Origin of the sequence: Arthrobacter sp. fls2-241-R2A-200 (genome assembly GCF_030209745.1) — a bacterium.
Taxonomy (GTDB): domain Bacteria; phylum Actinomycetota; class Actinomycetes; order Actinomycetales; family Micrococcaceae; genus Arthrobacter.
Window position 1 is genome coordinate 20,946 of the sequence record NZ_JARVRJ010000014.1, and the last position, 24,796, is coordinate 45,741.

Below are 24,796 nucleotides of genomic sequence, written 5' to 3' on the forward strand. Positions count from 1 at the left end.
CGGCGTCAGCGCCCTTCGCCGTCGTCGTCCTGTTCATCAGCGATCAGGGCATCAGCGGTGAGGGCCGAGTACGCCATCTGCTCCAGGATGGGCCGTGCCGTCTTGGCCGCGATCTTTCGCCCATGGTGGCGGACCGAGTGCGGCGTGGAATTGATGAGGCCAAAAGCGGCGTGGGCACGAACCCGGAGCCCGGAAATGTCCGAGTCCGGGTGGATCCTTGCCAGCACCTCTACCCAGGTCTCCACGTAACTGCGCTGCAGGGACCTGACCTCGGCTTGGTCCGCGTCGGTCAGGCTTCCGAAATCGCGGTCCTGAACCCGAATGACGTCCGGGTGGGTCAGGGCGAAGTCGACTTGAAATTGAACCAAGGCCCGCAGGGCATCTTTTGGGTCGGAGGTTTCAGCTGCAACCCGGAGCCCGCCGTCGAGCAGGTCCCGGCTTACGCTCAAGAGGAGTTCGCCGAGGACTGCCTGCTTGCCCGGAAAGTGGCGGTACACAGCCGGCCCACTCACTCCAGCTGCCGCTCCGAGATCTTCGAGCGAAACCCGGCTAAAGCCGTTTTCGGCAAAAAGACCCGCCGCAGCGGACAACAAAGCCAGGCGTCGGACTTCCTTTGCCTGGCTCCTTTGGGTTGCCGTGGCGCGGATGCCCGCAGTGCGTGCTTCCGGCACTCCAGTCACTTTCTCCTCCTTGGCCCACCACGGGCCGGCTGGCAGGACACCGTCAAGGTTCCCGCCGGCCCTGCGAATCCACATCCGCTCCTGCCCGAGGACGATCCTAGCCGGTGGCACCCGGGGTGCCCAGTTCCCACCCCGGCCGGGAGACGGAGCTAAATGAAAGGGGCTAAATGAAAGGGTGCGGAAGCGGGTTGCCTGGTAGCCCGTTCCCGGCGGCAGCCGCACCAAGCACGTTCCACTCCAACGCCTCGGACATCCGAAGGGGCTGGAGAGTATCGCAGAAGATCTTCACCGCACACCAACCCATTTCCCTGATCGCTTGTGGCAGCCGCGGTGTCAGATCGATCAGCGTGTATCCAGCCAAGATGTCCGGCCAAGCTCCTTGCTGTCCGTCTGCGGCGCTAGCCTCCGCATCGGAGACGAGGGAGTGGCTTGCGCGGGGGATGCGATCCAGCCATGTACGGATTGCCGTGATACTGGCATCGGCTGCCCAGTAGCGAGCCCGGGCCATCTCACTGGTGATCGGCGGCGCCATGGGCCTCTCGCCCTCGGAATCTTTTAAGTTGATGAGCAAGGACCTGATTTGCAGGGACTCTTGAACGGCACGCAGCACGCCGAGGAACCGGTCATGTTCCAGCCCTAGTCCCGCGCCCACAACCCCGTGCTTTGTGTCGATGGCAACGGCCATCCACACCGCGTGTCCGTGGGACTCGTCGAGGAGGACCAGTTCCAGTTCCACGCCTTGGGAGGCAGCAGCTTTGGCCACATCAAGCACCCGGGCGTCGGGGCCTGCGCTCCTCGGCCTGGGAGCTCCGCTAATGGGTTCGAACGCTGCATCGGCAAGTTCGAACCGCAGTGCTGCTTCGGGCCGGTCCCACCCTCGCATTGCGGCGTGGCGTTCGATGATCTCCTTGGCAGCCGACTGTTCCGCGGTTGCCCGGCTGATGCCCGCAGCGGTCCCCGAAGGGCTCGGGTCAAAAAGATCCTGTGCCCCTGGCGTTGCAGCACGAGGGAAGTCCACCGCCGCCGCAGGTACAGCCACCGCTCTTTCTCTGCCGTCGCCGTCGTATCTTGTTGCTGCATAAACGTCCACGTTGGGTAGGGCTGAGATGTCTGCCCAGCTCACACCGCGGGGCGCGATGGGAAGTCCGGCACCGTTGGGCAGCCCAGGGTGCGGGATGAGCGCTCGGCGCTCCACCGCTTCGCCGGTCGCCCGGGCGAACGTCGGGGCGCGCCTGACGCCTGCCGCACCCACCCAACTCATATCGATGCCGGCGTTCGATTCGTCCGGACGTTCCTGACCGATATCGACGGCGACCGTCCACAGCAGGCTATTCGTTCCGTCCGGGGGCAGAACCCGAACACTGCGTGCCAAGCCGAGGGCAGGGTTCAGTGTCTGGAGGTAATCAACTCCCATAAGGATCAATCCTTAAGTCAGTCAGGCCGGCGGCCCGGATACCGGCTGCAAACATCTCCGACAGTTGCTCACGTGCCAATTCCTTTTTCATGGGACGGCCGCGGCCGAATCGGCGCAGGGTGTTCCTGGCCAAGGCATCGGCGAGGTCTGACTGAATAGGGCTTGGGGGAACGAGGTCTGCGGGTACGAGGCTGCCGCCGCCCGAAGTCCCCTTTCCCGAAGCATCGCTTCCAGGACGCTTTCCTTCGGAAAGCCTGCCTCCGGAGCCGAGGGCGTGATCCGGCCCCAACCGAGCGACGCTCGCGGCACGTGCAACGCCGTTGGCAACCAGGGGCCAGAGCTCCTCAAGCTTTTGCCCATCACCCCAGACGGTGTTACCTCCGGCGACGGCGGCGAGCCACGGCCCCAGCAGGAGGATGGATGCTTGGTTCTTGCGGATGCCCAGGGCCATGGACAACTCATTCGCCAAGAACCACAGCGATGACGGCGCCGGGCCGCGGCCGCGTAATGACCAACCAGCGTGCGACTCCGCACTCAGCAGGGCCGCATCCAGACGCTGTTGGCTGGACAATCGGAAACCGCTCTCTGTCCCGGCCCGGAGGTTCGCACCAGCGGCTCCGAGCAGCCAGCGCCCCTGTGCCTCGGAGTAACCCAGCGCGGACCCGCCTTCCACCATTGAGGTTAGGAGCCGGACAGCCGGTTCGAGCAGGCCCTCTGCCGCGAGCCACGGTGGTGCCTCAAGGAACCCGGGGTCGTAGGCGACCATGGACGTGCTCAAGCCCTCCAGCAGGACCAGGTTCTTTGCCCTGTCCGGCCAGGGGTCGCCGTCGTCACTGCGGGGCGATTCGTAGCAGGCGCCGGCGTTGACCTCGGAACCCGTACCAAACGTGCTCGGGATCACGCCAAACTCTATGTGGCCCGCGAGCGGCCGGGGGAGGATTGCGACGCCGTTTCGGTCGCCTATGCGCCGCAGGAACGGCTCCACGGATGGATCGGACGCCATCGCTACAGCGAGCTTTGCGACGTCCATGGTGTTGCCGCCGCCGACCGCAAGAAGGCGTTCCACGCCGGACTGGTCCAACCGCCGCGCGAGCTTTGACGCCGTCTCAATACCGGCTGGCAACCCAGCGTCCTCGACCCACAGGAAGCCGCCCGGGTCGAGGATTTCCAGTCGGTCGCTCAAAGCCGGGTCAGCCACCAGTACGGTCCTGGTGGAACGAAAAGCCTGCGCCAGCCGGACGGCCGACCCCGCTCCGGCAATCTGTGCGGGAGTGGCCGGCCTTTGAACCAGGGCGGAAATCACGCGAATTGCCCGGCCAGGTAGTCCGTTACGACACTTTGGATCCGGTCGAACAGCACGTCCAACTCCGCGTCGGGATAGTTCAGCGCCGGCACGAACTGCACCGCCCCCGGAGAAGGCTGGACGACGGCGCCTCGCCGTCGGCACTCGCTGACGAGTTCGAAGACTTTGTCCGTCCCGATGAGCTCTCCTGCATCGTCGAAGAGCTGCACAGCGCGGAATGATCCGCGGCCGAACCCTTTGACCCGCGGTGAAAGGCTCTCCAGCCCGGAAACAAAGGCCGCAAGCCTCCTGCCCACGCGGGCTGCTGAGGTAGCTATGTCGAGGCGTTCGATTTCATCCAAAGTCGCCACAATGGCGGCACAGGACTGCGGGGACCCGGCTTGGGTCTCTCCGTGCCAGAACACCTGCTGTGCTTGGTCGAACGCGTCCACAACGCGGTCACCCAGGAGCAGCGCCGACGCGGCACATGTTCCGTTGGTGAGGGCCTTGCTGAGGACCAGGACATCGGGCTGAATCCAGTCATGGCTGGCAAATCGTGGGCCCGTCCGGTGGAAGCCGGTGGCGACCTCATCGGCAACAATGAGGAACCCTTCGGATTCCCGGTAGGCGTACACGGCGTCGACGATGTCTTGTGGCACCGGTAGCGCGCCGGAACCCAGAACGGGTTCCATGATCACCGCGGCAATTTCCGGACCAAACCTCTTCATCACGATGTCCAGGGCCGCCAGGTCATCGTAGGGAATCTTGATGTTCAGCCGTTGATCCACCTGGTAGACGTCCTGGAAAAGATAGGAGCCCGTGACAGCCATCGCGCCCATGGTCACACCGTGGTAGCTGGCGGTGAAACTGACGATCCTGCGGCGTTTGGGATTCGAGTTGATGTCGTGGAACTGGCGGCTGAGCTTGACCACGGCATCAAGCGCAGAGCTGCCGGAGGTGGCGTAGAAGACCGAAGAGTACTCATGGGGAAGAACGAACTCCAGCAAGCGGGTAGCAGCTTCGCGCGAGTAGGCACTGCCGCGGCGGAAGATCGGCAGGGTGGCCGCATTGAGGTTCGCTTCGTTGATCGCTTCTGCTATCGCCACGTTGCCGTAGCCCAAGCTTGCATTCCAGAGGCCACTGATGCCGCACAAAGCCTCTGTCCCATCCGCAAAGGTGATGGTGTTGCCCCGAGCAGCCGTTGCTTCGGCATTGCCCCAATCCTTGGACGGGACGTAAAACTCGAAGTATTCACTGCTGGACATCCGTGCTTTCCCCCATCGCGTCTGGCCCAGGAGAGTGGGCCCTGAAAAGTTTGTAGTCGCCGATCGCACCGACCCGGTTCCGCGGCCCGACGTCGACCGCGTCCTTGAGGACCAATCCCGCCTCGCGCAGTTCAGTCCTTAGATCGCTTTCGGTCAAAAGATGTGTCGTCACCGAATACTCCGCGATTGCCTGCCCGTCATCTGATCGTTCGATCAACGTCGAGGAGAACGTTCCGCGGACGGCGTCGAACCTCTCCTCGATTGCCAGGTTCGGCGAAACTTCATGCACGTAGCTGTTCTGTCCGCCTAAATCGGGAATGCGCAACGAGAGCAGGAGCTCGCCCCCTGGGTTTAACCATTGGCGGATGTCGGCAAGGAGCGAGCGGCGCTGGTCGGCGTCGAAGAGACAGAATGAAGTGGTCCCGAGGACGACGCAGTCGAAGTGGCCACCCGGCTCCAAGCTCAGGATGTCAGCCAGGACGACGTTCGCTTTTGACGCAATGTTCTTGCGGTTTGGCCGTGCAAGTTCCTCGCTGAGTATGCGCAGGAGCTCCGCTGAGTTGTCCACGGCCGTGATGGATCGGACGAAGGGCAGGAGAGCCAGCGTTATCCGGCCGGAACCTGCCGCCAGTTCAAGTACACGGGCGTCCTTGCCCCTGAGTCTGTGGATGATCTCTCGCAGTTCAGAGGTGTCCGATTGGACGATCTCATGGTAGAGCTCGGCGCCCCTCCCGGTGTAAAGGGTTGCTTGGGCGCCGCTCATGTGATGATGACCGGAACGATGGTCAGCGCGGGATTCACGGGAACTGCAACTGCAGGGGGCGCTACGGCGTCCATGCCGGGGCTAACGTCGATGCCCAGATGGCTGAACAGCATTTGCAGCTCTTTGCTCCGGGCAATCTGCGCGGAGGGGGCAAGATCCTTGCCCGAAAGCTTCAGCCCGAGCCTGCCCTGCAGTTCCGCACCAAGCTCAACACCTGAAAGAACAGTTTCCACGGCCTGGGCGACGTCCTTGGGAACCTTGTTCAGCCGTCCCGTGCGTAGCTCCGTCACGAAATACTGTTCGTCGGCAACGATGACGAACACGCTATCCAGGCGGGACCGTTCCGCTGCGGGGTCGCCGTCGACCAACGAGGACCCGAAGCCCGAAATCCGGGCGTCAGCCGGGAACCGGCTTTGTGCGGCTCTAAGCACCTTTGCTGCCCCGAGAAAGCGCCCGATCCCGCTGTTTTCCCTCAGCATTTTCGCGTTCTCCTCACCGGCAACCGGGGAGTGAGTGGTGTACGCGCCGTCATTTACTTCAACGCCGCCCCCCGCCGGTCCCGAGAGCACCGGCGACGCTACCGCAGGGACAAACAGCCGCGCGGGATCATTGCCCAGTTGGCCACAGCTGTGCCAGAATTCCTGGTCCACGACTGTGACGAGCTGGGTCAGCAGGAACCGCGGAAACACCCCGGTTTGGAAGGCCGTCGAGGCATCTGCTGCCACGGCCTCACGGTCAGCGTCTTCTTCGATGGAGAAGGCCGTCGGGCAAGAGATCGCAACGTAGGGGGCCGTTGCATAGCCTTCAAGCTGGACTACGAAATTGGTCCCGATTCCGATCTCTCCGCCGTTCGTCGAGAATTCACCGTTGTAACCAACAACCCTTGAGCGGGTTAGTGCCTGCACGGCTTCGATGTGGGATTCCTCGACGAACACCAAGGACTCTTCAGATCCGGGAAGCGACGTCATCGCCTCATCGCTAACGGCCCCCACCACGAGTGCATCATGGACTCCCGGGGCAGGCCGTGTTCCTTCAAGCCACAAACGCAGCCGTTCTGAAAACGCGGCCTCCTGCGTCAAATCTTCACTCATGGTTACCCCTCCTGAATATGTGCATTTCCATGTCTTTAGGTCTGAATTTCTTGAAGTCTCCGCGCCAACGCAGTTCGCATGTGGGCCACAGCTCCAGGGAATCGGTGGCTAAGAATCGCCCGAATGGCTCGGCGGTGGCTGCCGCTGACTACTGGCGCCGCAAGGCCCACCAGCCAGCCGTCCTTGCCGCCCGGAAACACGCCCAAGGCGAAGGCCGCACCCGGAGCTCCGGATGTGCCACCGGAGAACCCGGACATCCCACGCGTAACGTGCGACTCTGCATCCGGTCTGGAGCCAGCCACGGTGAGCGGCATCATGGTTAGCGGGTCGTCCTCGATCTCCGAAGCCCACCGACGAAAGTCTTGGGTGAGTTCATCAGCCGGAATGTTCCGGTGCCACTCATCGAGCAATGAAACGGCTGCGTTCTCGCTGGAGGTGCTGGCCAGCGCCGTGACCATCGTGTAGTCCAGCGAATGCCGCCGGGTCGACCCGGAAATGGAAACAACCGCAGTTGGTTCATCGACGGGCTGCAGGGCAGCTCCCTGGCAGGTCATCCGCCACCAGAGGTCCCAGTCCTCAAGACCGGCTCCCGCGCGGCACCAACCTCCAGCCCGCTCCAACAGCCCGGGACGGTGGGCCACGCGGCTTGGCTCTGCGTAGGGATCGAGGGTGGCAATGTCCGGATGCCACAGGAGGTTTCGGCCGCGAAGGAAGGTGGACTGTCCGTCCTCCCGTTGGTAGGTAGCGCCACTGGCCACGAACTCTGAACCGCCGTCGAGTGCCTTGCCAAGGACCGCGAGATGGTCCCCCCGCCACAGGTCGTCGTGGTCGATGTAGGCCACGTACCCATCGCGGATGCCGAGGCTCAATTGGCGCCGGACCAGACCCGGATCACCCGTGTGCGGATAACGTAGCAGCTTCACGCGCCGGTCAGCTCGGGCGAAGCCGTGAACGACGTCGTCCGTATCGTCTGTGGAACCATCAGAGCCAACAAGAAGGTCGAAGTTGCCGTTGCTTTGGCCCAGGACGCTTTCCATGGTTGGGGCGATCGCTGTTGAGCGGTTGTAGGCGGGGCAAATGACGGTAAACCGGGGATGGCTCATGGTCCCATCACCCTGCCCACGATATTTCCCGCCCATTGGGCCATGGTCTGACCTGGAACTTCCCACACGGCTGTGCCGGTCCGCGGTGCCGTGCCGGCATAGTCAAGGCGAACGCAGAGCGCTTCTCGGGTCAGGTCCGACTCCTTCACGGCCACCGTCGCGGCCAACGGAACCGTGCAGGGGGCTGGCGCTCCGATTACGGTTGCTTTTCCGATTCTGCTGCCGGTCACGAGCCCGGGACCAAAGAGGTCCACTGTCCCGCCCGCAGAACCGGTGGAGCCGCCGAGTAATACAAGCTTTGGACCGTTGGCGTCGGTATAGAGTCCGGCGCGGACGTTGTTCGGGAAGGGAATTGCTACCACGAGAACCACGGCGGCAGCGAGGAGGGCGAGGGCATATGCGGTGGCAGGGCCCTTGCGGATGCCGGACTTGCGCAGTTCGATCACGTGTCCCATTCCCCGCATGAGCAGCCATATGGCCAAGGCGCCTGCCAGGAATAATTGAATCCACGCGGCAGCCTTGCCAAGGGAAGAGAGGTAGCTGCCGGCAGCAGCGACAACACCGATCAGGATAAGGAGCGGGAACACAGTGCAGAGGAGGCCGAAGAGAAGGCGGAGGGGAGTGGAAGGCAGCCCAGGCTCCCGGCCTGTGCGGAAAACCAACGTCCGGGTCCACGCACGGAACTCGTGCATGCAGCGGGCTCGAAGATTCGGCTTGTCCAAAAACCCGATCAGCGCGATGTAGCCATCCAGCTTCACGAACGGAATCAGGTTAAGCACACCGTAGAGGAAGCACAGCGCGCAGAAGGTGGCAGCGAGGGTGGCGAGGTCGCGGGGCAGCACGAAGGCGCCGATGCCGGCGACGGCTGCCAGGTTGCCTTGGGCGGTAATACCTGCGAGAGCAACCTTGGCGCGTTCGGCGGGTTTCAGTTTCCAGGCCTCGGTGACATCGCAAAAGAACGCCGGAACGAGATAGAACAGCATGAAGCCCACACGTCGAGACGTGCCCCCGTAGGCAACCAGGGTCGCTGCATGGGAAAGCTCGTGAACAAAAACAGCCAGATACAGGGCCAGGAGTAAGCAGAGGTATCCCGCCACAGTGGTGGTGTCGTGCAGGGCACTTTGCGAGTCCAGGAGCAGCGCAGCAACGGCGGCCACTCCGACGGCATTGAGTGCGGCGACGCTCCACCAGAAGCCGCGGCTACGGATTATTCGTCCAATACCGGGCAAGCGGCCCAGCAGTCTTGACGGGTCCAACAAGGTCAGCTGGATGGAAAAGGGTCTGCGGAATTGAAGGCGCCGGGTTGAAGGTGCGTCTATCCGTGCCAGAGCCGGATTCTTGCCCAAGGTATCGAGCAACAGTTGCACTTCTTCCCCGGTCACGGGTTTCGTGACCGTTCCGGCCCGCCCTGCTGAGGCGGTGGCGCGGAGCCTATCCGCGATCACTTGGACGTCAATGTCCGGTAACGACCGCTGCGCTTCCTCAACGATGCGCCCCAAAGTGTCCGGCAAACGTAGGACTGGGCCGGCAGCACTACTAACCAGGACTCGGCCCGCTTCATCGGCATCGGAGAGATGAATCTGGCTCAGCCAAGGGTACTGGCCGTTCATAGGAGGTCGGTTCGTTTGAGCCGGATCGCGGCTGCCGTGAAAAGAAGCACAAGCCACCCCAGGTAGGTAGCGTAGCCGGCACCTACCGGAAGCATGTCGAACGTGGCCGAAGGATCAAGGCTCATGGCTTGGCCCGCGGCGCCGGGAAGGAACTTGCCAACCACTGGTAGAAGGTTCACGAGGTTGGGCTCGAGGACCAAGGTCCATGCGACCAAAGCGACGACCACGGGCAGGGACTTCCGGCCCTGCCAGGCGACAAACTGGCCAAGATAGGCCGCAAAGACAATGGTGAAAAAGACTCCCGCAAGAGTGGTCCTACCGTCGGTATCGAGGATGAATTGTCCGCCCTTTGACCAAAGGCTCATCATCGCTACGGCTACCACGGATAGGGTTCCTGCGATGGCGAAAGCGATGGCGGGAAGCAGCAAAGCGAAGGCACGCAGGGTCAGCAAGCGCAGGGGGCCGCCGGAGAGGAAGGCGCTCCGTCCGATGGAGGAGTTGCCGAAGTCGCGCGTGACACAGATGATTCCAAAAATCATGGAAAACAGGCTCGCTCCGAACCCGAGGCCCACCAGCGAGGCAGTGGCCTTCTCTGAGCCGCCCGGCAATGACAGCCCTGCGGAGTCCATGCCTGTGGAGGTGCCATAGGCCGCGAGGACATTCATGGCGAATGCGCTGAGAAGCAGAACAGGCAACGACCAACCACGGGACATGCGGAAAACTTCAGAACGAATCATGAGCGCTCAGCCACCCCTGCGGTGTCCCGGGCGGCGGTGTCGGGATCGTCGCCGACCAGCGACAGATACCAGCGTTCCAGTTCCGGGTCATCCATGCCGGGAATGGCGCCGTCGAACCGCAGGCTGCGGCGAACCACGATAGCCCGCTCCGCCAGGCGCCGTATTTCTGAGAGATTGTGGCTGGAGATCAGGGTCGTCTTGTTCTGGGCTGTTCGCGCTTCGATCTTCCTGCGAAGCCAACGCGTCGATTCGATGTCCAAACCGTTCATGGGCTCGTCGAGGACCAAGATCTCCGGGTCGCCCATCATCGCAGCTGCCAGGGCTGTTCTCTGCCGCTGGCCTGTGGACAGCTTCCGCACGCGACGGCCCGCGAATTCGGATAGCTCAAAGTCCGCCGTGGCGTTGGCGACGGCGGTTCCGTCCAGTTTTTGGCCCAGCGCCTCGATGGTGAGGCACTCCCTGACCGTGAGATCCGGCGCGAGGCCGGCGGGATCGAAAACAAAGCCCATTGTCTTGCCGGGCTCCGTGACGGAACACGGATCCTGGCCCAAGATGCGGACGTGCCCTGCGCTGGGCTTGATCAATCCACACAGGGTTTTCAAAAGGGTTGACTTTCCAGCCCCGTTCGGTCCCAGAAGACCGACGCATTCACCCCGGCCAATGGTGAGGGTAATTCCTGTGATTCCTGTTTTCCGGCCGTATCTTTTTTCCAGGTCCTTCACGGAAACGACCGGTTGCGTTGTCATTGCCACTAACTCCGCTTCCGCAGCAGTCCAATGAAAATGCCCAGCACTATCAGCAGGATGAGGCATACCGCCAAAGAAATTCCGAGGAGGATCGGCTGGGTACCGTTGACCGCAAGCATCGCGGTCAATCCGCCCAGCGTTGCCACGAGGGCTCCAAGTATGGCTATGAGGGGGATGGCAGCCTTACCTTGTGTCATTCGAGTCGTCACTCTTTTCTGCACTTTGATGTCAGTGGACCGTGATGAATTGCGGTCTTGGTCTTCAGGGTGTGCCTGTGGGGGCGGAAGCATAATGGCCGCCCCCACAGGGACGGTCATTCCTAGGTGATGGCTACGCCGATGCCGATGCCGCCTGCGACGACGCCTGCAGCACCAACTCCGATCGCTACTCCGCCAAAGAATTCTCCCCAGTTCCAAGCCGCGTCGAGCGACTCCAGTGGTTCGATTCCGGCTACGAGGGTCATGAATTCGTTGTCTACATCAAGAGTGGTTTCCATTTTCACCTCCCCAAAGGCCTTATATGGACAGTCCGGACTCGCCATTGAATATCAGGTGATTGCGACGCCGATGGCGATGCCGCCGTAAATGAGGCCACCGCCAACAACTGCGCCTACGCCGATCCCGGCAACCCACTCACCCCATCCGGGTGCGTCAAGTTCTTCAAGCTGCTCAATCTGAGCCAGTTGGTTCTCCATGGTTCTTACCTCCCCCCAGAAATAGAACAATGCACTTATCCATTCATTGGACAAATGGAATCTAACAGCAGGGGTGAGCCAAGTCTTGCCCCCGATAATGGCCCGTTTCGTGTGACTTGCGTTCGCTGCTGCAGCATGGGACAGTCCCCGGCCCGTCCCGCGGCGAGCAGCGCTATGAGGCTAAAACGCGGGGGTTTTCAGCTCCTTGGGCTGTCCATCGCCTGGCGATTCCGTGGGCCTCACGCCGCTTGGTCCGCTCCATTTTTAGCTCTCAGCGAAATCGTCAAAGGGCGACACGGTGACCTTCAGGCCGCTGTGCCGGGCATCACAAGACGCTGGACATTTCAGTTAATAGCCACTAACCTAAATCCCACTGGGGTGCTACTTGGAGCACGGTCCGGGACCGGAATGGGACAGGGGTCAATGGAGACGATTTCCAGCTTTGCAGGGGCGGCCAGCGGTACGTTCGAAACTAACCGGGAAGGGCAACTGAACCTGGTGAGGGAGCTGAAAGAGCGTTTGGCGACGGCGGCTCTCGGCGGCCCGGCCAAGTCGCGGGAGCGGCATGTTGCCCGTGGAAAACTCCTTCCGCGCGAACGGATCGATTACCTGCTGGATGAGGGCAGCCCATTCCTGGAGATTGCACCGCTTGCGGCAAACGGCATGTACAACGACGATTCGCCGGGAGCCGGGGTCATCGCAGGAATCGGCCTGGTTCACGGCCGGCATGTCCTGGTCATCTCAAATGACGCCACCGTCAAGGGCGGCACGTACTATCCCATGACGGTCAAGAAGCACCTCCGGGCCCAGGAAATCGCCATGGAGAATAAGCTTCCCTGTATCTACCTCGTGGATTCCGGGGGAGCCTTCCTGCCCAAGCAGGACGAGGTTTTTCCCGACAAAGAGCACTTCGGCCGGATCTTCTTCAATCAGGCACGGATGTCGGCGGCCAAGATTCCCCAAATCGCGTCAGTCATGGGCTCCTGCACGGCCGGTGGTGCTTATGTGCCCGCCATGAGCGACGAGACCGTGATCGTCCGGAACCAGGGCACGATCTTCCTGGGCGGTCCGCCCCTGGTGAAAGCAGCCATCGGTGAGATAGTCACGGCCGAAGAACTCGGTGGCGGGGATGTGCACTCCCGTATCTCGGGAGTCACCGACCACTTGGCCGAGAATGACCAGCACGCCTTGGAAATCGTCCGGGACATCGTGGCTACCTTGCCGAAGCCGGCGCAGCCGGCCTGGGATGTGCTCGACGTCGTCCTGCCGCCCGTCGTCGATCCCGCAGGGATCTATGGCGTGGTTCCTACGGATGTCAACGCCCAATATGACGTCCGCGAAGTCATCGCGAGGATTGTTGACGGCTCGGAGTTCCACGAGTTCAAGAAGAACTACGGCACCACGCTGGTGACCGGATTCGCGCACCTGCATGGGCACCCCGTGGGCATAGTGGCCAACAACGGCGTTCTCTTCAGCGAGTCGTCCCTCAAAGGCGCCCACTTCATCGAACTTTGCGACCAGCGCGGCATTCCCTTGATCTTCTTGCAGAACCTGTCCGGCTTCATGGTTGGCAAGGACTACGAGCAAGGCGGCATCGCGAAGAATGGGGCCAAAATGGTCACCGCCGTGGCCACGGCGCGGGTGCCGAAATTGACGGTGGTGATTGGCGGCTCGTTCGGTGCAGGCAATTACTCGATGTGCGGCCGCGCTTACTCGCCACGGTTCTTGTGGATGTGGCCTGCTGCCCGTATTTCCGTGATGGGCGGAAACCAAGCCTCCAGTGTCCTCGCCACGGTGAAGCGCGACCAGTACGAGGCCGCCGGCCAGGAATGGTCCGCGGAGGACGAAGAAGCCTTCAAGGCCCCCATCAAGCAGCAGTATGAGGATCAGGGAAGCCCTTACTACTCCACGGCCCGGCTCTGGGACGACGGCATCATCGACCCAGCGGACACCCGCCGCGTCCTCGGAATGGCTCTGGACGTCGTCTCCCGCCAACCATTGCCCGAGACCTCCTTCGGCCTCTTCAGGATGTGATCATGACGCTGTCACCAACCACAACAGTGCCACCAATTGTGAAGACCGCCTTCACTGCGGTCCTTGTCGCCAACCGCGGTGAAATCGCCTGCCGCGTCATCCGCACGCTGAAAGCCATGGGTATCCGCTCCGTGGCTGTGTACTCGGACGTGGATAAAGATGCCAAACACGTGGCACTGGCTGACACCGCCGTTGCCATCGGCGGAACCACTCCGGCCGAGAGCTACTTGAGAATCGACGCCATTGTTGATGCTTGTCGGCGAAGCGGGGCCGAAGCCGTCCACCCCGGCTACGGGTTCCTGTCCGAGAACGTGGAGTTCGCCAAGGCGCTGGACGCTGCCGGCATCACGTTCATCGGGCCGGGGATTGGCGCCATTGAGGTGATGGGGGACAAGATCCGCTCCAAGAACCACGTGATGGCCCACGGCGTGCCGTGCACCCCCGGAATTTCAAAGCCCGGACTGACGGACCAGCAGTTGATCGAGGCCGCTCCGGAAGTCGGCTTTCCCCTGCTGATCAAGCCGTCTGCGGGTGGCGGCGGCAAGGGCATGCATGTGGTTGAGCGGGCTGAGGACATGGCCAGTACACTGAGCACCGCGCGGCGCGTTGCGGCCTCAGCATTCGGCGATGACACCCTTTTCCTGGAGCGGCTGATCCCAGCGCCGCGGCACATCGAGGTGCAGGTCCTGGCAGATAAGCACGGCAACGTTATCCACCTTGGCGAGCGCGAGTGTTCCTTGCAGCGCCGGCACCAAAAGGTTATTGAGGAGGCCCCATCTGCGTTGTTCGAGTCACTGACCGACGGCCGGGCACAGCGGGCCCGCATGGGGGAGGCCGCCTGCAACGCCGCCCGTTCGGTCAACTACACGGGCGCTGGGACCGTGGAATTCCTGGTTTCGGATGAGCACCCCGACGAGTTCTTTTTCATGGAGATGAATACCCGCCTTCAGGTGGAGCACCCCGTCACGGAGATGGTGACCGGCGTCGACCTCGTTGAGTGGCAGGTGCGGATCGCCGCCGGCGAGGTGCTCACCGTGGCGCAGTCCGACGTCGAACTTAAGGGCCACGCTGTGGAGGCACGGGTTTACGCTGAGGTGCCCGAGCGGAACTTCATGCCGTCCATGGGGCGAATCGTGGCGCTCGCCGAACACGGTGCCCCGGATCCAGGGGTGTCCGGCGCCCAAGCGTCCCATGGAAATGTCCGCATCGACTCCGCCATGCGGGAGGACCTGGACATCACCGGCGACTATGACCCGATGCTCGCGAAGGTCATTGCTTGGGGTGCGGACCGCGCCGCAGCGTTGGACACGCTGGACGATGCTCTGGGCAGGTATACGCTGCTGGGCATTGACACCAACGTCGAATATCTCCGGTTGTTGATCAACGATCCGCAAGTCCGCGCCGGAGAACTCGATACCGGCTTGATCGAGCGCAAACTGACGGCGATGAAGTTCCGGCACGCGGGCACTCACGAGCTCATTGCCGCCGCAGTCACGCTGTGGTTGGAACGCAGCGGAACAACGAAGGCCGGCAACGCGTGGGCACCACCGGACTCATGGCGGCTGGGTGGCGCCGGGGCATGGAGGGTGACCCTGGGCTTGCCCGGTGGCGATGCAGCCACTGTGTCCATCACCGAGGCGCACGGCAGCCTGATAGCGACCGTGGCCAATGCCCTGACCGGCAGCCTCTCGGCACCGATCGAACCCCGGTACCGGGTCTCGATCGCAGAGCGCACAGGCGATGGTATCCGGCTGGAGTTCGACGGCGGTGCGGCTGCCTATGCCGTGGGTACCAAACACCGTGTGACTGGTGAAGTGGAAGAGATTTTCCTGGGCAGCGACGGCTGGTCCTGCCGGTTCGAGGTCCTCAACCGGGCCGAGCGTTTACGGCGGATGCTTGCTGGCATTGAACGTGAAGAAGGTGCTGCCGATCCCGAGGTGCGCTCGCCGATGCCCGGAACCGTGGTGTCCGTGTCCGTGGCGGACGGTGATTCCGTCACCGAAGGCCAAGTGCTCCTCGCCGTAGAAGCCATGAAGATGGAGCACCAACTGGTGGCATCGGTGGCCGGAACGGTTCACCTGACCAGCAAACGCGGGGACCTGGTCAAAGCCGATCAAGTGCTCGCCACGATTCATCAACCCGTTTCTGCTGAGAATAAGGAAGTCCAGCCATGAGCTCTTTTGAGTTGTCCGAGGAATACCAAGACCTGAGTGACTCCGTCCGTGAATTCGCAGACGAAGTAGTTGCCCCCGTGTCCACCAAACACGACGAAGAGCACAGCTTCCCCTACGAAGTGGTCAAACAGATGGGCGAGATGGGCCTGTTCGGGCTGCCCTTCCCCGAAGAATTCGGTGGCATGGGTGGCGATTACTTCGCCCTCGCGCTGGCCCTGGAGCAGTTGGGCCGGGTGGACCAGTCAGTCGCCATCACCCTTGAAGCCGGGGTATCACTGGGGGCCATGCCTGTGTACCGTTTCGGTACCCAGGAACAAAAGGAACGCTGGCTGCCGGAGCTGGCATCGGCACGGTCCTTGGCCGGGTTCGGCCTCACGGAGCGCGAAGCGGGTTCTGACGCCGGGGGCACCAAAACCCAGGCCCGGCTCGAAAACAGCGAGTGGGTCATCAACGGAAACAAGGAGTTCATCACCAACTCCGGCACTGACATCACCACGTTGGTGACCGTAACAGCCGTCACCGGGCAGCAGGAGCGCGCCGACGGTAGCATCAAGAAGGAAATTTCCACCATCCTCGTACCCACCGAGACGCCGGGATTCCGGGCCGAAAAGCCCTATAACAAGGTGGGCTGGAATGCCTCGGACACCCACCCCCTGACCTTGGACAACGTCCGGGTTCCAGAAGCGAACCTCCTAGGCCAGCGCGGCCGCGGTTACGCAAACTTCCTCTCCATCCTGGACGAGGGCCGGATTGCCATTGCTGCTTTGGCTACTGGCGCAGCCCAAGGCTGCGTGGACTTGTCCGTGAAGTATGCCAAGGAACGCAGCGCGTTCGGACAGAACATCGGCAAGTACCAAGCCATCCAGTTCAAGATCGCCCGCATGCAGGCCAGGGCGCACACAGCCCGCCTGGCCTACTACGATGCGGCGGCCAGAATGTTGGCAGGTAAGCCGTTCAAGACCGAGGCGGCCATCGCTAAGATGGTCGCAGGCGAGGCGGCCATGGACAACGCACGGGACGCTACCCAAGTGTTCGGTGGCTATGGCTTCATCAACGAGTTCACGGTTGCCCGGCACTACCGCGATTCGAAGATCCTTGAGATCGGGGAAGGCACCACCGAGGTCCAGTTGATGCTGATCGCCCGCGAGTTGGGTCTGTAACCGTAGGGGAAGGATCACGGATGATTGACAAGGTTGTTGCCAGTGCCGCCGAGGCGGTGCGGGACATCACCGATGGCGCGTCACTCGCCGTCGGGGGTTTCGGCTTGTGTGGTATTCCGGTCTCACTCATCGATGCTCTCCACCAGCAGGGCACCACGGATCTCGAAACTGTCAGCAACAACTGCGGTGTGGACGACTGGGGGCTGGGGATCCTCCTCAAAGACGGTCGCATCCGCCGCACCATCAGCTCGTATGTTGGCGAGAACAAGGAATTCGCCCGGCAGTACTTGGCGGGGGAGTTGGAGGTGGTCCTGACCCCGCAGGGAACGTTGGCTGAGAAGCTCCGCGCTGGCGGCGCGGGCATCCCCGCGTTCTACACAAAGGCCGGTGTGGGAACCCAGGTGTCCGAAGGCGGCCTACCGCAAAAGTACGACGCCGACGGGAATGTCGCCATTGCCTCCGCACCGAAGGAGGTGCGGTCATTCAATGAGGCAGACTACGTCTTGGAGGAATCCTTGACCCCGGATTTTGGGCTGGTCCATGCCTGGAAGGGGGATCGGCACGGCAACCTTGTGTTCCATGCGGCAGCCATGAACTTCAACCCGCTCTGCGCCATGGCCGCTACCACCACCATCGCTGAGGTGGAGGAACTGGTGGAGCCGGGGGAGTTGGATCCCGGCCAAATCCACACGCCCGGTATCTTCGTCCAGCGGGTAGTGGTTGCTCCGGCCACGGAGAAGCGGATCGAGAAGAGGACGGTGGCACTGTGAACGACCACAGCTACCAAGACATTCCGCCCCGCCCCGAAGCCGTCCGGCACGAGTACCGGCGTGCCGACGTCGAACAGCACGAAACCAAGGGCTGGACCCGGAACGAACTGGCCGCCCGCGTTGCGCAGGAACTGACCAACGGGCAGTACGTGAACCTTGGAATCGGAATGCCCACCTTGATTCCCAATTACATCCCGGACGGTGTGGAGGTCATTCTTCACTCGGAGAACGGCATCCTCGGGGTGGGACCCTACCCGGCCGAGGACAAAGTGGAACCGGACCTGATCAACGCGGGGAAGGAAACCGTGACCACGAACGCGGGAGCTGCGTTCTTCGACTCCGCCACGTCCTTCGGCATGATTCGCGGCGGCCATGTCGATGTTGCCGTGCTGGGAGCCATGGAGGTTGCCGCCAACGGGGACCTTGCCAACTGGATGATCCCCGGAAAGATGGTCAAAGGCATGGGCGGGGCCATGGATCTGGTGTTCGGGGCCAAGAAGGTCATCGTCATGATGGACCACGTGGACCGAAACGGCAGACCGAAAATCGTGCAGGACTGTACCTTGCCGCTGACGGGAAAGGGGTGCGTGGACAGAATCATCACGGACCTTGCGGTGATCGACGTCGTGAAGGATGCCGGCAACCCGAGGCTGGTCCTCCGCGAGTTGGCCCCAAACGTGACCCTCGACGACGTCGTGGCTGCCACCGGTGCCGAGTTGTTCGAAGAAGACCAGGAGCTCACGGTATGACCCGCGTTGTCGAGCAGCGCGGGTTGTACTTCGATGAGCTTGAGGAGGGCGTGATCTACGCTCATAAGCCCGGGCGTACGGTCACGGAAACGGACAATGTCCTTTTCACCACCTTGACCATGAACACACAAGCACTACATTTGGACGCTGCTTGGAGCTCGTCGCAACCGTTCGGGCAACGGCTCATGAATTCCATGTTCACGCTGTCCACCATGGTGGGCCAGTCGGTCACCCAGCTGACGCAAGGGACGATCATTGCGCAGTTGGGCCTAACCGACGTCAGCTTTCCGCACCCGCTGTTCCACGGGGATACCCTGTACACGGAGACGGTGATTACCGGGAAACGGTTGTCATCGTCCCGGCCGGGCCAAGGTGTGGTGACCATGGAGCACACCGGTCGCAACCAGGATGGGACCGTTGTTGCCTTGGCCAAGCGCACCTGCCTCATGTGGACCAAGGAAGCGCACGCAGCCCAATCCTGAACTTTTTTTCCCTGACACTCCAGCAGCTAGGAAACCCATGCTTTCTCCCGACTCGACGTCCCCGGCGGCAGCCTTGCCTTTCACTATGGGCCCGGCCCTCTTGTTTTGCCCAGCGGACCGGCCAGAGCGATTCGGGAAGGCGGCCGACCGTGCCGATGCCGTGATTCTGGACCTTGAGGACGCAGTCGCTCCGGGCGATAAATCCGCTGCCCGGCAAGCGATCCTCGAGCAAGTCGGCGACGGTGGTTTGGAACCAGGCAGGACCATAGTCCGCGTCAATCCAGTGGGGACGCCCGAGTTCGCACAGGATCTCGAATTGCTGGCCAAGACTCCTTACCGGACCGTTATGTTGGCCAAGGCCGAGGGTGCGGAGCAGCTCCGTGCTTTGGCGGAGTACCAGGTGATAGCTCTTTGTGAGACGGCGGCCGGGGTTGTGAACGCTCCGGCTATTGCGGCCGAACCCAACGTGGTTGGACTGATGTGGGGGGCGGAGGACCTGCTCGCTTCCCTGGGTGGCCTCTCCAGCAGGAACGACGACGGCGGGTACCGGGCTGTGGCCCTGAATTCACGCTCCGCTGTGCTGCTCGCCGCCAAGGCCGCAGGCAAGGAAGCTATCGACTCCGTGTATGTGAACATCCCGGACCTAGAAGGTCTGGCCGAGGAGTCCCGGGATGCCGTTGCCAGTGGCTTCGGCGCGAAGGCGTGCATCCATCCGAAGCAAGTAGCGGTGGTGCGGGAAGCTTACGCCCCGGCTCCGGAGGCAGTGGCTCACGCAACCGAGTTACTGGCGGCAGCATCCGCAGCCGGTACTGGCGTGTTCCAATTCAAGGGCCAGATGATCGATGGTCCCATCCTCAAGCACGCCCAATCGGTACTTCTCCGGGCCGGGCAACTGTCACCCTAAGGCCCGCTCGCGCCGCCGAGATGCCATTTAGTGCCGGAACAATGACAATAACTGGCACCTCGGCGGGGACGCGAAGGGCTAGGCGCGTACCGTCGTCGGGAGTTCCGTCAGTTCAACGGCTGCGGGCCGCGGCGCTGTGCTCTGGATGGTTACGGCTTGGCCTGTTCGCGCCGATTCCAAGACGGACTCCATGACCTCAAGGGCGTGAAACGCCAGCTGGCCACCGGCACGAGGTTCTTCGCCGGGAGGGGTGGCCGCAAGGTCGGCAATGCCGAAACCTCGTCCCGAATCCACGTAGCCCGCGGAGACGGGGAGTGTCTCCCAGTCCTCGGCACCGAGGGCGAACAGCTGAACTTCGCCGTCGAAATAGTTTGGATCCGGGACCACCAGCGAACCGGTCTCGCCGTGGACCTCGATATTGGGGCTCTTGGTCTTGACGGCGTCGAAGCTCATGAACAGGGTGGACAGTGCCCCCGATTGATGGACCAGGACGCCCGTGACGTGGGAATCGATGTCAACGGGGACTTTCTGGCCCTCCCGCGGACCCGAGCCGATGGTCCGCTCGTTACGGGTGTGGCTTGCTGCGCCGATCACCGACACCACCGGTCCCAGCAGTGTGACGAGTGCCGAGACGTAATACGGGCCCATGTCCAAGAGTGGCCCGCCGCCGGGCTGGTAATAGAAATCGGGGTTCGGATGCCAGCGTTCGTGTCCCGGAGTCGCCATGGTGGCGGTGGCCGAAACCGGTGCCCCGATCAGGCCGTCGTCGATCGCCTTGCGGGCCGTCTGGATGCCGGTACCCAGAACAGTGTCAGGAGCGCAACCAACCACCACTCCGGCCGCCGCAGCTGCGTCGAGTACCTCCCTGGCTTCCGCCGTGGTGGCTGCCAATGGCTTCTCACCGTAGACGGACTTGCCGGCGGTGATGGCCTTGAGGGCGACGTCGGCATGCGCGGCGGGGATGGTGAGGTTCAGGACGAGGTCCACATCGTCCGCTGCAAGGAGATCATCCACAGAAAGCGCGCGAACGCCGTCGTAGGAATCCGCAACTGCCTTGGCACGGGCCGGGTCCAAATCCGCCACAGCCACCAAATTGATGGAATCCAGGCGGCGGAAGTTGGTGAGGTACTGGGCGATGATGGCCCCGCAACCGATGATGCCCACGTTCACGGGCTGGTTTGCCTTTAGCGCGTTGCCCATAGCATTCCCCTTTCGATGATGGTGCGTACGTTCTGGTCCTGGAGGATTTCCACGCGATGTCCGGGAGTGGAGACGAAGATCCTGCCTTTGCCCCATTGCCGGGTCCAGATGGCCGGTGAGGTGACTTCGCGGTTCCATGGGTCCCATTCACGGACCTTTTGGGTGGTGGTGGCCAGAACGTCGATGTAGTCGTCTGATAACACCCAGTACTGCTCGGTGACGAGATCGAAGTCGCCTATTCCCCGGGTGATGGGGTGTTCGGCGGCCGCGGGCAGCATATTCACGGTGTACGGAACGTAGTTGTCCGACTGCTCACCCGTCAGCTCGTCAGGGTGCTTGCCCGGGTGGCAGGCGAATTGGCCGCCGATCAAGTGGAGGTAGTCCGAGTTGTTGCGGTAGGAATCGGCGATGCCGCCGTGCCAGCCTGCAAGGCCCGTGCCGTTTTCGACGGCGGTGCGGAGCCCCTCGAACTCGTCCTTTTCGATAGTGGACATCGTCATGCACTGCACAATGAGGTCCACGCCGGCCATGTAGTCGGCGTCGGCGTAGATCTTGGGCGACTCTTCCACACGAACCTCGTAACCGTTCTCACGCAGGTAGGGGAGGAACAGTTCGGTGGCTTCCACCGGCTGGTGTCCGTCCCAGCCGCCGCGAACCACCAGTGCTGTCTTGCTGTTGCTTGTCATTGCTTCCTTCGTTTCGGGGCGTCTCAGTGTGAGTCAGGGCTATGTGCGCGTCAGTTCAACGACTAGCGAAAGCGGCGTCAAAAGCCGCGGCGGGAGGTTGGATAGCTGCCAATTTGCGGACCATGTCCAACGCCTGGGGAGCGCCGACCAAGCGGTCCATTCCTGCGTCCTCCCATTCGATGCTGGTGGGACCTGCATATCCGATCGCGTTCAGCGTGCGGAAAATCGGTTCCCAGTTCACATCGCCATGCCCGGCCGTGACGAAGTCCCAGCCACGCCGGGGATCTGCCCACGGTAGGTGGGACCCGAGGCGGCCGTTGCGTCCGTTGAGTTGGCGGACGGACTCCTTGACGTGGACGTGGAAGATCTTGTCCGCGAAGTCCTGGAGGAACATCACGGGATCCAGGTCCTGCCAGATGAAATGGGAGGGGTCGAAATTCACTCCGAATGATTCCCTGTGGCCGATGGCTTCCAAGGTTTGCTTGGTTGTCCAGTAGTCGTAGGCGATTTCCGACGGGTGGACTTCCAAGGCAAAACGAACACCAACCTCGTCAAAGACATCCAGGATGGGGTTCCAGCGCTCGGCGAAGTCTTGGTAACCCCGCTCGATCATGGCGTCGGAGGCAGGCGGGAACATGGCGACGCACTTCCAAATGGACGAGCCGGAAAATCCGGTGACGGTCTCCACTCCGAGCCGTGCCGCAGCCCGGGCAGTTGTCTTCATCGCCTCGGCCGCACGCTGCCGCACCCCTTCAGGGCTACCGTCACCCCACACGGAGGGCGGGAGAATGTCCTGATGCCGCTCATCAATGGGATCGTCGCAGACGGCCTGCCCGGTGAGATGGTTCGCGATGGCATGGACCTTCAATTCGTACTTCTCCAGGATGTCGAGCTTGCCCTGAAGGTAGGTGTCGTCATCAACAACGAGCTGCGGATCCAGGTGATCGCCCCAACAAGCGATCTCCAAGCCGTCGAAGCCCCACTCGCCTGCGAGCCGTGCCACTTCCTCGAAGGGAAGATCGGCCCATTGACCCGTGAAGAGCGTGATGGGTCTGTTCATGATGTCTCCTTTCAGACGGTCTGCCAGCGACTTGAGTTTTCCGCGCTCGCCTCAACGGCTGCGAGCACTTTTTGCACCTGCAAAGCATCAGCGAACGACGGCGAGGGCTGCTCGCCCGCGCCGATGGCAGTGACGAGATCCACCACCTGGTGCGTGAATCCGTGCTCATAACCCAGGCCATGGCCAGTAGGCCACCAGTTACCCGTGTAAGGGTGGGACGGCTCAGTGACCATGATCTTCCGGAAGCCGGCGTCCGGTTCCAACGAGGATTCGTAGAACTGCAAGGAGTTCATGTCCTCGAAATCGAAAGCGATGGATCCCTTGGTGCCATTGAGTTCCAGGCGCATGGCGTTCTTGCGGCCCAAGGCGAAGCGGGTCGCTTCGAAGATGCCGATCGGCCCCGACGGCGTTGTGCCGGACGACACGGGCGAGCCCGCGCTGCCAGAGCCTGCGCCGCCCAAGCCTCCGGCAGCCCCGGCGTCGTCCGGTGCCTCAAAGCGGGCCGTGAACAACGCGGCGTCGTCCACCGTCACCGGGCCTTTGGGGCCGTCCGTGCCCCCACGTCCACCAAGTCCCACGAAGTCACCGCCCACCGGGCGCTCATTGACGAACGTTTCCATCAGTGCGGAGACTCCGGAGATGTTCAGCCCGGTGATCCATTGGGCGGCGTCGATGCTGTGGGCACCGATATCGCCCAGTGAACCCGAACCTGACTTCGACTTGTCCATGCGCCAGGTCAATGGTGCGTCGGCGTCGCTTAACCAATCCTGCAGGTATTGGGCCCGGACGTGCCGGATCTGACCCAGGCGGCCGTCGTCGACCATCCGCTTGGCAAGGGCAAGCGCCGGCGTCCGGCGATAACTGAACCCGCACATGGACAACACGCCGCGTGCAGCCGCGGCTTCGGCCACGGCGGTCATTTTCTCAGCTTCGGCAACGGAGTTAGCCAAGGGCTTTTCGCACAGGACGTGCTTTCCCGCTTCAAGGGCGGCGATCGCGATCTCAGCGTGCGTGTTACCGGGCGTGCAGATATCGATGAGATCGATGTCGTCCCGCTCAATCAAGCGTCGCCAATCCGTTTCCACAGAGTCCCAGCCGTACTTGGTGGCCGCCGCCCAGACGGCTTCTTCGTTCCGGCCGGCTACGGCGGCAAGGTGCGGTGTCAGCGGAAGGTCGAAGAAGCGGGGAGCGGTGCGCCAAGCATGGGAGTGCGCGGCGCCCATGAATGAGTAGCCCACCATGCCGACACGGAGGGGTTTGGATTCAGTCATCACATGCTCCTTTCTTATTGCCGCCACTACTTGCTGAATCCGGCCGTCAGGCCACTCAGTAGCTGACGGCGGCCGAGCACATAAAGCACCAGGATGGGCAAGGTGCTGAGGACAACGGAGGCGAGCACTGCCGGGATGTTGACGCTGAACTCGCCTTGGAATGTCCACAACCCCAGGGGCAGGACGCGAAGCCCAGGGCTTTGGGTCAGCACGAGCGGGAGGAGGAACCCGTTCCACACCTGAAGCCCGTTGTATATAGCCACGGTGACAATTGCGGGCCTGGTCAGCGGCAACGCCAGCCGCCACAGGGTCTGCCACTCACTACAGCCGTCCAGACGCATTGATTCAAAGAGCTCGTTTGGTACGTCGCGAATGAAGTTGGACAGGATCAGAACCGTCAACGGAATGGCGAAAGCGATCGAGGGGAGCATGAGCGCCAGAAGGCTGTCGTACAAGTTGAACCGGATGATCATCAGGTAGATCGGGATGATGGTGGCCTGGAGGGGGATTGCCAGGCCCATGAGGAACACGCCGTTCACCAGCTTGAGGAATCGGCCCTTGCCTCGGACGATCGCGAAAGCTGCCATGAAGGAGACCAGTACCGTGGGGATCACGGAACCTGCCGTGACGATGACACTGTTGAGGAAGTACCTGGCGAAGTCCGAATCCAGCACCAGTTGATAATTTTCCAGGGTGGGAGACGACGGCGGCGCCAGCGGGTTCTGGCCGAAGTAGCCTGATTGCGTCTTCAAGCTGGTGATGACGATGTAGTAAACCGGAATGATGATGATGGCGAGCCACATCCAGCCGCCGAGGCCTCCGACAATGTTCAGCCGCCGCATCCGGAATCCGAGGCCCTGCCGGGCTGTGGCCGGCGGGGTGGGCGTGGTTTCTTTGGCGCTGGTGAGGGTGGTGCTCATC

The 24,796-nt window shown here is 62.3% G+C and carries 25 protein-coding genes; 7 read left to right on the top strand and 18 right to left on the bottom strand.

Annotated elements, in window-relative coordinates:
- Positions 1-5: 5 nt before the first annotated feature.
- The 13 genes from QRN42_RS14875 to QRN42_RS14935 form a co-directional block, all read right to left on the bottom strand.
- Positions 6-680, bottom strand: a complete 675-nt coding sequence (locus QRN42_RS14875) for an SACE_7040 family transcriptional regulator (RefSeq protein ID WP_284979924.1) — start codon at positions 678-680, stop codon at positions 6-8.
- Positions 681-843: 163 nt separating this feature from the next.
- The gene (locus QRN42_RS14880; protein ID WP_284979925.1) at positions 844-2,094 is read right to left on the bottom strand and encodes a YcaO-like family protein; all 1,251 of its coding nucleotides are present in this window, start codon (positions 2,092-2,094) and stop codon (positions 844-846) included.
- Positions 2,084-3,397, bottom strand: coding sequence for an iron-containing alcohol dehydrogenase (locus QRN42_RS14885; protein WP_284979927.1), 1,314 nt, complete (start codon positions 3,395-3,397; stop codon positions 2,084-2,086). Before QRN42_RS14885 ends, QRN42_RS14880 begins: the two co-directional genes overlap by 11 nt.
- Complete coding sequence (locus QRN42_RS14890; protein WP_284979928.1) at positions 3,394-4,641, bottom strand: aminotransferase class III-fold pyridoxal phosphate-dependent enzyme; 1,248 nt, start codon at positions 4,639-4,641, stop codon at positions 3,394-3,396. The genes QRN42_RS14885 and QRN42_RS14890 overlap by 4 nt, the downstream gene beginning before the upstream one ends.
- The gene (locus QRN42_RS14895; protein ID WP_284979929.1) at positions 4,628-5,404 is read right to left on the bottom strand and encodes a class I SAM-dependent methyltransferase; all 777 of its coding nucleotides are present in this window, start codon (positions 5,402-5,404) and stop codon (positions 4,628-4,630) included. The genes QRN42_RS14890 and QRN42_RS14895 overlap by 14 nt, the downstream gene beginning before the upstream one ends.
- Positions 5,401-6,495, bottom strand: coding sequence for a hypothetical protein (locus tag QRN42_RS14900; protein WP_284979930.1), 1,095 nt, complete (start codon positions 6,493-6,495; stop codon positions 5,401-5,403). Before QRN42_RS14900 ends, QRN42_RS14895 begins: the two co-directional genes overlap by 4 nt.
- A gap of 35 nt (positions 6,496-6,530) precedes the next feature.
- Positions 6,531-7,598 carry a glycosyltransferase family 2 protein gene (locus tag QRN42_RS14905; RefSeq protein ID WP_284979931.1) on the bottom strand — a complete coding sequence of 356 codons (1,068 nt, stop codon included), beginning with the start codon at positions 7,596-7,598 and terminating at the stop codon, positions 6,531-6,533.
- Entirely contained in the window at positions 7,595-9,208 is a 1,614-nt protein-coding gene (gene mpaP / locus QRN42_RS14910; protein ID WP_284979932.1) for a daptide biosynthesis intramembrane metalloprotease, read from the bottom strand. Before mpaP ends, QRN42_RS14905 begins: the two co-directional genes overlap by 4 nt.
- On the bottom strand, positions 9,205-9,945 hold the full coding sequence (locus QRN42_RS14915; RefSeq protein WP_284979933.1) for a hypothetical protein: 741 nt from the start codon (positions 9,943-9,945) through the stop codon (positions 9,205-9,207). Before QRN42_RS14915 ends, mpaP begins: the two co-directional genes overlap by 4 nt.
- On the bottom strand, positions 9,942-10,757 hold the full coding sequence (locus QRN42_RS14920; protein ID WP_350224887.1) for an ABC transporter ATP-binding protein: 816 nt from the start codon (positions 10,755-10,757) through the stop codon (positions 9,942-9,944). The genes QRN42_RS14915 and QRN42_RS14920 overlap by 4 nt, the downstream gene beginning before the upstream one ends.
- On the bottom strand, positions 10,697-10,888 hold the full coding sequence (locus QRN42_RS14925) for a hypothetical protein (RefSeq protein WP_284979937.1): 192 nt from the start codon (positions 10,886-10,888) through the stop codon (positions 10,697-10,699). The genes QRN42_RS14920 and QRN42_RS14925 overlap by 61 nt, the downstream gene beginning before the upstream one ends.
- Positions 10,889-11,010: 122 nt before the next feature.
- A complete protein-coding gene (locus QRN42_RS14930) occupies positions 11,011-11,187 on the bottom strand; it encodes a hypothetical protein (protein WP_284976554.1) in 177 nt (58 codons plus the stop codon).
- Between the two features lie 51 nt (positions 11,188-11,238).
- Positions 11,239-11,385 (bottom strand): hypothetical protein, encoded by a 147-nt coding sequence (locus tag QRN42_RS14935; protein WP_284976555.1) that lies wholly within the window; start codon positions 11,383-11,385, stop codon positions 11,239-11,241.
- Between the two features lie 423 nt (positions 11,386-11,808).
- Here QRN42_RS14935 and QRN42_RS14940 point away from each other — a divergent pair, with 423 nt between their 5' ends.
- From QRN42_RS14940 to QRN42_RS14970, 7 genes are read left to right on the top strand one after another with little or no spacing between them, the layout of a single operon-like run.
- The gene (locus QRN42_RS14940) at positions 11,809-13,419 is read left to right on the top strand and encodes a carboxyl transferase domain-containing protein (RefSeq protein ID WP_284979938.1); all 1,611 of its coding nucleotides are present in this window, start codon (positions 11,809-11,811) and stop codon (positions 13,417-13,419) included.
- A gap of 2 nt (positions 13,420-13,421) precedes the next feature.
- Positions 13,422-15,593 carry an acetyl/propionyl/methylcrotonyl-CoA carboxylase subunit alpha gene (locus QRN42_RS14945; protein WP_284979939.1) on the top strand — a complete coding sequence of 724 codons (2,172 nt, stop codon included), beginning with the start codon at positions 13,422-13,424 and terminating at the stop codon, positions 15,591-15,593.
- Positions 15,590-16,753 (top strand): acyl-CoA dehydrogenase family protein, encoded by a 1,164-nt coding sequence (locus QRN42_RS14950; RefSeq protein ID WP_284979940.1) that lies wholly within the window; start codon positions 15,590-15,592, stop codon positions 16,751-16,753. The genes QRN42_RS14945 and QRN42_RS14950 overlap by 4 nt, the downstream gene beginning before the upstream one ends.
- Before the next feature lie 20 nt (positions 16,754-16,773).
- The gene (locus QRN42_RS14955; protein ID WP_284979941.1) at positions 16,774-17,523 is read left to right on the top strand and encodes a CoA transferase subunit A; all 750 of its coding nucleotides are present in this window, start codon (positions 16,774-16,776) and stop codon (positions 17,521-17,523) included.
- On the top strand, positions 17,520-18,272 hold the full coding sequence (locus QRN42_RS14960; protein ID WP_284979942.1) for a CoA transferase subunit B: 753 nt from the start codon (positions 17,520-17,522) through the stop codon (positions 18,270-18,272). Before QRN42_RS14955 ends, QRN42_RS14960 begins: the two co-directional genes overlap by 4 nt.
- Positions 18,269-18,754, top strand: a complete 486-nt coding sequence (locus QRN42_RS14965) for a MaoC family dehydratase (RefSeq protein WP_284979943.1) — start codon at positions 18,269-18,271, stop codon at positions 18,752-18,754. Before QRN42_RS14960 ends, QRN42_RS14965 begins: the two co-directional genes overlap by 4 nt.
- 37 nt (positions 18,755-18,791) lie before the next feature.
- The gene (locus QRN42_RS14970; protein ID WP_284979944.1) at positions 18,792-19,658 is read left to right on the top strand and encodes an HpcH/HpaI aldolase/citrate lyase family protein; all 867 of its coding nucleotides are present in this window, start codon (positions 18,792-18,794) and stop codon (positions 19,656-19,658) included.
- A 78-nt stretch (positions 19,659-19,736) separates the two neighbouring features.
- Here QRN42_RS14970 and QRN42_RS14975 read toward each other — a convergent pair whose 3' ends face one another.
- The 5 genes from QRN42_RS14975 to QRN42_RS14995 are packed head-to-tail and all read right to left on the bottom strand — an operon-like array spanning position 19,737 to position 24,795.
- Positions 19,737-20,858, bottom strand: coding sequence for a Gfo/Idh/MocA family protein (locus QRN42_RS14975; RefSeq protein WP_284979945.1), 1,122 nt, complete (start codon positions 20,856-20,858; stop codon positions 19,737-19,739).
- The gene (locus QRN42_RS14980; RefSeq protein ID WP_284979946.1) at positions 20,843-21,544 is read right to left on the bottom strand and encodes a ThuA domain-containing protein; all 702 of its coding nucleotides are present in this window, start codon (positions 21,542-21,544) and stop codon (positions 20,843-20,845) included. Before QRN42_RS14980 ends, QRN42_RS14975 begins: the two co-directional genes overlap by 16 nt.
- A gap of 55 nt (positions 21,545-21,599) precedes the next feature.
- Complete coding sequence (locus tag QRN42_RS14985) at positions 21,600-22,604, bottom strand: sugar phosphate isomerase/epimerase family protein (RefSeq protein ID WP_284979947.1); 1,005 nt, start codon at positions 22,602-22,604, stop codon at positions 21,600-21,602.
- Between the two features lie 11 nt (positions 22,605-22,615).
- Positions 22,616-23,875 carry a Gfo/Idh/MocA family protein gene (locus tag QRN42_RS14990; RefSeq protein WP_284979948.1) on the bottom strand — a complete coding sequence of 420 codons (1,260 nt, stop codon included), beginning with the start codon at positions 23,873-23,875 and terminating at the stop codon, positions 22,616-22,618.
- 26 nt (positions 23,876-23,901) lie between these two features.
- Positions 23,902-24,795, bottom strand: coding sequence for a carbohydrate ABC transporter permease (locus tag QRN42_RS14995; protein WP_502869512.1), 894 nt, complete (start codon positions 24,793-24,795; stop codon positions 23,902-23,904).
- Position 24,796 lies beyond the last annotated feature (1 nt).

Coding starts and splice junctions, on each gene's coding strand:
- QRN42_RS14880 (WP_284979925.1), bottom strand. CDS start 2,094: ATGGGAGTTGATTACCTCCAGACACTGAACCCTGCCCTCGGCTTGGCA.
- QRN42_RS14890 (WP_284979928.1), bottom strand. CDS start 4,641: ATGTCCAGCAGTGAATACTTCGAGTTTTACGTCCCGTCCAAGGATTGG.
- QRN42_RS14895 (WP_284979929.1), bottom strand. CDS start 5,404: ATGAGCGGCGCCCAAGCAACCCTTTACACCGGGAGGGGCGCCGAGCTC.
- QRN42_RS14900 (WP_284979930.1), bottom strand. CDS start 6,495: ATGAGTGAAGATTTGACGCAGGAGGCCGCGTTTTCAGAACGGCTGCGT.
- QRN42_RS14905 (WP_284979931.1), bottom strand. CDS start 7,598: ATGAGCCATCCCCGGTTTACCGTCATTTGCCCCGCCTACAACCGCTCA.
- mpaP (WP_284979932.1), bottom strand. CDS start 9,208: ATGAACGGCCAGTACCCTTGGCTGAGCCAGATTCATCTCTCCGATGCC.
- QRN42_RS14915 (WP_284979933.1), bottom strand. CDS start 9,945: ATGATTCGTTCTGAAGTTTTCCGCATGTCCCGTGGTTGGTCGTTGCCT.
- QRN42_RS14920 (WP_350224887.1), bottom strand. CDS start 10,757: ATGCCTCATCCTGCTGATAGTGCTGGGCATTTTCATTGGACTGCTGCG.
- QRN42_RS14925 (WP_284979937.1), bottom strand. CDS start 10,888: ATGACACAAGGTAAGGCTGCCATCCCCCTCATAGCCATACTTGGAGCC.
- QRN42_RS14930 (WP_284976554.1), bottom strand. CDS start 11,187: ATGGAAACCACTCTTGATGTAGACAACGAATTCATGACCCTCGTAGCC.
- QRN42_RS14935 (WP_284976555.1), bottom strand. CDS start 11,385: ATGGAGAACCAACTGGCTCAGATTGAGCAGCTTGAAGAACTTGACGCA.
- QRN42_RS14940 (WP_284979938.1), top strand. CDS start 11,809: ATGGAGACGATTTCCAGCTTTGCAGGGGCGGCCAGCGGTACGTTCGAA.
- QRN42_RS14945 (WP_284979939.1), top strand. CDS start 13,422: ATGACGCTGTCACCAACCACAACAGTGCCACCAATTGTGAAGACCGCC.
- QRN42_RS14950 (WP_284979940.1), top strand. CDS start 15,590: ATGAGCTCTTTTGAGTTGTCCGAGGAATACCAAGACCTGAGTGACTCC.
- QRN42_RS14955 (WP_284979941.1), top strand. CDS start 16,774: ATGATTGACAAGGTTGTTGCCAGTGCCGCCGAGGCGGTGCGGGACATC.
- QRN42_RS14965 (WP_284979943.1), top strand. CDS start 18,269: ATGACCCGCGTTGTCGAGCAGCGCGGGTTGTACTTCGATGAGCTTGAG.
- QRN42_RS14970 (WP_284979944.1), top strand. CDS start 18,792: ATGCTTTCTCCCGACTCGACGTCCCCGGCGGCAGCCTTGCCTTTCACT.
- QRN42_RS14975 (WP_284979945.1), bottom strand. CDS start 20,858: ATGGGCAACGCGCTAAAGGCAAACCAGCCCGTGAACGTGGGCATCATC.
- QRN42_RS14980 (WP_284979946.1), bottom strand. CDS start 21,544: ATGACAAGCAACAGCAAGACAGCACTGGTGGTTCGCGGCGGCTGGGAC.
- QRN42_RS14985 (WP_284979947.1), bottom strand. CDS start 22,604: ATGAACAGACCCATCACGCTCTTCACGGGTCAATGGGCCGATCTTCCC.
- QRN42_RS14990 (WP_284979948.1), bottom strand. CDS start 23,875: ATGACTGAATCCAAACCCCTCCGTGTCGGCATGGTGGGCTACTCATTC.
- QRN42_RS14995 (WP_502869512.1), bottom strand. CDS start 24,795: ATGAGCACCACCCTCACCAGCGCCAAAGAAACCACGCCCACCCCGCCG.